Source organism: candidate division KSB1 bacterium (genome assembly GCA_022566355.1).
Taxonomy (GTDB): domain Bacteria; phylum Zhuqueibacterota; class JdFR-76; order JdFR-76; family DREG01; genus JADFJB01.
In genome coordinates, this window is record JADFJB010000192.1 from 1 (window position 1) to 5,056 (window position 5,056).

A 5,056-nucleotide genomic window follows, 5' to 3' on the forward strand; every position below is an offset into this window, starting at 1 on the left:
TGACTATTATTTTATCTTGCTTTTTATCTTTCATATAGGACAAGTATAAGCGCAAAGCGCCCCACAGATCGCTCTATAGGGGCAGTGTCTCTATTTTATTATCTGCATTATATCATATTTTTAAAAAATTGACAACTAGTTGCTTTTATTGTTAAGATGAAAGACAGAGTTGCTCTAAAACCAAAAACTAAATAACTATGGCTATTGAAAAAGTGCTTCTTGTATACAAGTATTTATAGGATATTAAACTATTTTTCCTAATGTTTGCCAACGATTAGTATATGGTTTGTGACGGTTTTTGAAACACAAATCTTTCAACTTACACCGATGTTTATTTATTGTTAAATCGCTCATATTTAGCACTTCACCCGCCATAAACTATATACATTGTTAACCAACTGACCTTTATTTCAATATTTCTATTTTGATGGTGGTGTACGTTTATGAGGTTTTATTGGAACTGTCTTTGGACCAGGTTTTGGTGTACTAGGATTTTTTCTTGGTGTAGGTGATGGAGTTGACCTCTTGTGAGGTTTAACAGGAACTGTTTTTTTAGCCATGACTTTTTTATGTTTTAGTTTAATATTATGTTAACGATTTATTTTACTAAATTTTCTATTACAGTGTTCAATATATTTTATGCTGATTTTAATCAACTTTTAGAATATCCTTTTTAAAATCTTCAGGATTAATATTGTACCAATTTTCTGGTAATTTTTCTGAAAAAACAATATGAAAAGCTCTTTCAAATAGTTCATCGAAAGTTATTATTTCAATATTTCGGCTATCCCTTCTAATTCTTTCAAAGCAATCCGTTTTAACATCATATTCAGTTTTTCTTATGTGCGGAAATTCCTCATTTCTATTTCCTATTATTAATACAGCTTTGGGGTCAAGAATTCGATGTTTTTTTGTGTCAATTATAATTCCATCTTCATCTTCAATGTTTTTGGTTTCTGAAATTTCGCTTCGTTGAGATAATGTTTGACTATATGCTTCAATAAAATCATTGGAAAAATCCCATGTGTTTGCTCTTGATTTAGATGATTTTTCAGACCTGAAAATCTTAGTTTTACTTGTTTTAAGTTCTATCAATGTAATAAAATAAGAAATTCCTAAAAGGTCAACTTCGGGACTACCAACACCTTTAGAATTAGCACTACCTATTCTTTGTTTCGAAAGTAAATCTCTAATAAATTTAATATCTACATTTAGTCCAATAATCCAATCATTATTTTTAAAGAAATGATGCCATATGGCTTCTTCACCATTTTCTGTTATGGAGTGCTTATTTCTGTAACTATCAAATGCTTTTTTCCCTTCATTGTTTTGCAAGTCTTTCAAAAATGCATAAAACCAATGAATTGTGTTTCTTCTTTGAGGAAATAATAATTCCTTAATTTCAAGCTTTGAAAGTTTTATGTTTTCAGTAAGAGAATACAACTCTTTAAATTTTTCAGCTTGACCTTTACTTTTGAAATCAACTAGGTACGAATCAAAACTAATAGCTTGATATTTAGAATGAAAATCTCCTAAATCAACTAATTCTTTGAAGCCTTGCAAAAAGTGAATTGCTTTCCAAAATGCTCTAGCTTCATCGCCATCACTAAACTTTACTATTACATCATGCCCTCTAGATTTAGTTAAGTTTCCTTTATTATCTTCTTTTCTAAATTCCAAACGCGGTAAATATTTGTTGTCAACTTTGGATTTATAAAATGAAACTTTTAAAATTGTTTTTACGTTTGGTTTATTTATTAAAATAAAACCACCAATTATTTCACTCCCTTTGTATATAAAGCAATTATCCTTTTTCAATGTCTCTTTGATAACAAGTTCAGCAATATCTTGATTTTCTATATCGAATAGATTTGAAAACGGATTATTTAAACTATCGAGTCCCATTTATTTATTTTAATTTTTGCCTTTTCAGCAAATATCTACTGATGTTTCTTTTTTAGGCTTGTTGGTAACGTGTATGTATAATTATTGTTGTTATACACCCAAATTGGAGGGATAACAACAATGTGTTTTATCCACACAATACAGTTTAGTTTTATTTTAATACTATCATAAATCAGTTGGTCATTGTGCTATTTGAAACGCGGTGTTTTTCAAACCATTCAGTGATGTAAAGCATTTTGGCCATCCAGTGACTCGGAAAGCGGCGAATCCCATGCGGTTCATTTGGAACTCGAACGAGCACGCTTTCCACATTGAGAAGCTTTAGGGCCTGGTAATACTGTTCCGAATCAGACATGGGCGTGCGGTAATCTTCCTCACCGGTGAGCACCATTGTAGGTGTTTTGACATTCTTCACCACAGAAAGCAAAGAGCGGCTTTCATAATGCTCAACATGATCCCAAGGCAATCCCGGGAACCAGTATTTGGCCACAAACACAGATATGTCAGAAGTCAACACAAAGCTATACCAATTGATCACCGGATAAAGGGTCACGGCGGCTCGAAAGCGGTCGGTTCGTCCGATCATCCAGCAGGTCAGCACACCGCCGCCGCTGCCCCCGGTTACAAACAAGTTATTTTCGTCAATATAACCCATGTTGACCACGGCATCTACACCTGAATTCAGGTCATAGAAATCATCGCCCGGGTAAGCATGGTGGATGAGATTGCCAAACTCTTCGCCATAACTGGTGCTGCCGCGAGGATTGACATACAGCACAACATACCCTTGTGCAGCCATGAATTGCTTTTCAAAATCGAAGCGAGCGCCGTAGTTGGCAAATGGACCGCCATGAATCTCTATAATCAGTGGATATTTCTTGTTTGGATTGAAATGTGGCGGCTTAATTATCCACCCATGAATCTTGCGCTTGTCGTGAGAAGATTCATACCAGAATTCTTCTACCTCGCCCAGCGTCTTGTGCCCAAACAAGTCTGTGTTGACCGATGTGATTTGCCGCGTCCCGGAGCGATTGGCCGTCCCAACCGCCAAATCCGACGGATTGTCCGGGCGGCCATTCGTAATCACAAATTTACCGTCCGGCCCTGCATGAAACTGTCCGCTGGAGTAAGCGCTGATGCGGCTTGCAACATGGTCGGCGAGTTTTTTAAACTTGCCTGCGGTGGAGGTATAGCCGAGTTTGGTGTCACCTTGATCATCATAAAGAAAATAAACACCCTTACTGTCAGCCGCCCATTGGATGTTGCCAATGCGCCGATCAAGCTCATTTGATATGACCCTGGAATTGCTGCCATCACGATTCATCATATAAAGCCTGGTAAGTTGATAGCCTTGATAGCGGTCATCAAAACCGGTGTAGGCAATAGATTTCCCGTTAGGAGAAATGGCGGCTCGACTATCCGGACCTCTTCGATTGGTTAGCGCTTTGACAGACCCATCGTCGATTGAAAATTCGTAAACTTCGGTATCCAGGGGTTCAAGATCGGCGTCGCTTCGGCGATTTGCGGAAACAATGATCGATTTTCGATCGGCTGACCAGACCGCCGGTCCACCGCTGCGAAACGGCGCCGCGCCGTGATTATAATCTCCACTGGTGATTTGTCTGGGCGTGCCCCCTTCTGCAGGCAAAACAAAAACATGTGAGTAACCATTGAGAAGATAGCCCGGGCCGTTAAACCGATAAACAAGCTTGTCGATTTCTCGGGCGGGATCAGCCCAGGCGGCGCCTTTCGGGGCCGAGGGCATTTTGATCAAACTCGGATGATCGCTCGGCACAAATGAGCTAAAAGCAATCTGGCTGCCATCCGGCGACCAGGAAAGGCCGCTGGGCGCATGTTGCAAATTGGAAAGCTTGGTGAGTTGGCCCGTGTCCATCCAGCGCAGGTAAATCTGTGCCGAGCCGTCCCGCTTGGAGATGAATATCAGGCGAGAACCATCTGGTGACCAGAGTGGGGAAGAATCATTATGATTTCCCGTCGTCAACGCCCTGTTGTTCGTGCCATCAAAATTGATTATCCATAAATTTGAATAATATCGGTCGGTCATGATATCGGCGAACCGGCGTGCGTAAACAATCTTCTTGCCATCGGTCGAAATCTGTGGATCAGTGGCTGTCTCCAGGTTAAAGACATCTTTGATTGTCAGAAGATCCGACGGCTGGGCCGAAAGAGCCAGCGGTAAAAAAAACAAAACGAGCACTGCAAGCCAAAATAATTTTTCTTGTTGGTTCATCGAGTTCACATTCTTCACTAGTGGTTTTTTTGAGGATTTACGGAAACGATAAAAGTTAGAATGATAATTGTCAAAACTAAGACTGTTTGTGTGTTCATGAATCTCCTTTTATATCATTCATTATTCTCAGCCATTTTCTTAATAGCAGGCAAAAGCTGATCAATCTGTTCCTGCGGTGCACCCTTTTGCTTCAACAGTTCAACAAACTTCTCTTCACCAAGAGAAACGTAAAGCTATAGTAACTGATGCATCGTTTCCTCCTGATTTGGGGCTGCGCCACCCTGCTCAAGCTCTGTTAAAGAAATTCCTTTTTCTTTGAGAATTGATTCAAACTCTTTTGGAGAAAAATATTCTTTAAGGCTTAGAATATCTTTTTTTGCTAAACTTATATTTGGGATTTGAATTTTCTTACAAATTAAATAAGCATTAGTTGAATAATCTAAAGCTTCTTTGTATCTTTTCATTTTTTTTGAAAATTGACCTAATTGTCCATAAGAAAACGCTTCTCCATGTACATCCCCGATTCGTTTTGCGATTTCCAGCGCTTCCTCATATTTTTCAAGCGCATCGTCATAAGAACCTCTTAATTCATAAATCATTCCAATCTGATGCAGAGATGTCGCTTCGCCGGAAACATCCCCGATACGTTTTTTGATTTCCAGCGATTCTTCATATTTCTCAAGCGCCTGGTCGTAAGAACCAGTATAATAATAAATCATTCCAATCTGATGCAGAGATTTCGCTTCCGCGGAAACATCCCCGATACGTTTTTTGATTTCCAGCGCTTCCTCATATTTTTCAAGCGCATCGTCATAAGAACCTCTTAATTCATAAATCATTCCAATCTGATGCAGAGATGTCGCTTCGCCGGAAACATCCCCGATACGTTTTTTGATTTCC

General features: G+C 38.9%; 3 protein-coding genes. All 3 read right to left on the minus strand.

The features are described 5' to 3' along the window. Positions 1-648: 648 nt before the first annotated feature. Complete coding sequence (locus tag IIC38_19855; GenBank protein ID MCH8128178.1) at positions 649-1,905, minus strand: DUF4263 domain-containing protein; 1,257 nt, start codon at positions 1,903-1,905, stop codon at positions 649-651. Positions 1,906-2,077: 172 nt separating this feature from the next. Continuing rightward, the gene (locus tag IIC38_19860; protein ID MCH8128179.1) at positions 2,078-4,156 is read right to left on the minus strand and encodes a S9 family peptidase; all 2,079 of its coding nucleotides are present in this window, start codon (positions 4,154-4,156) and stop codon (positions 2,078-2,080) included. Positions 4,157-4,389: 233 nt separating this feature from the next. Further along, positions 4,390-4,995 carry a tetratricopeptide repeat protein gene (locus tag IIC38_19865; GenBank protein MCH8128180.1) on the minus strand — a complete coding sequence of 202 codons (606 nt, stop codon included), beginning with the start codon at positions 4,993-4,995 and terminating at the stop codon, positions 4,390-4,392. Positions 4,996-5,056 lie beyond the last annotated feature (61 nt).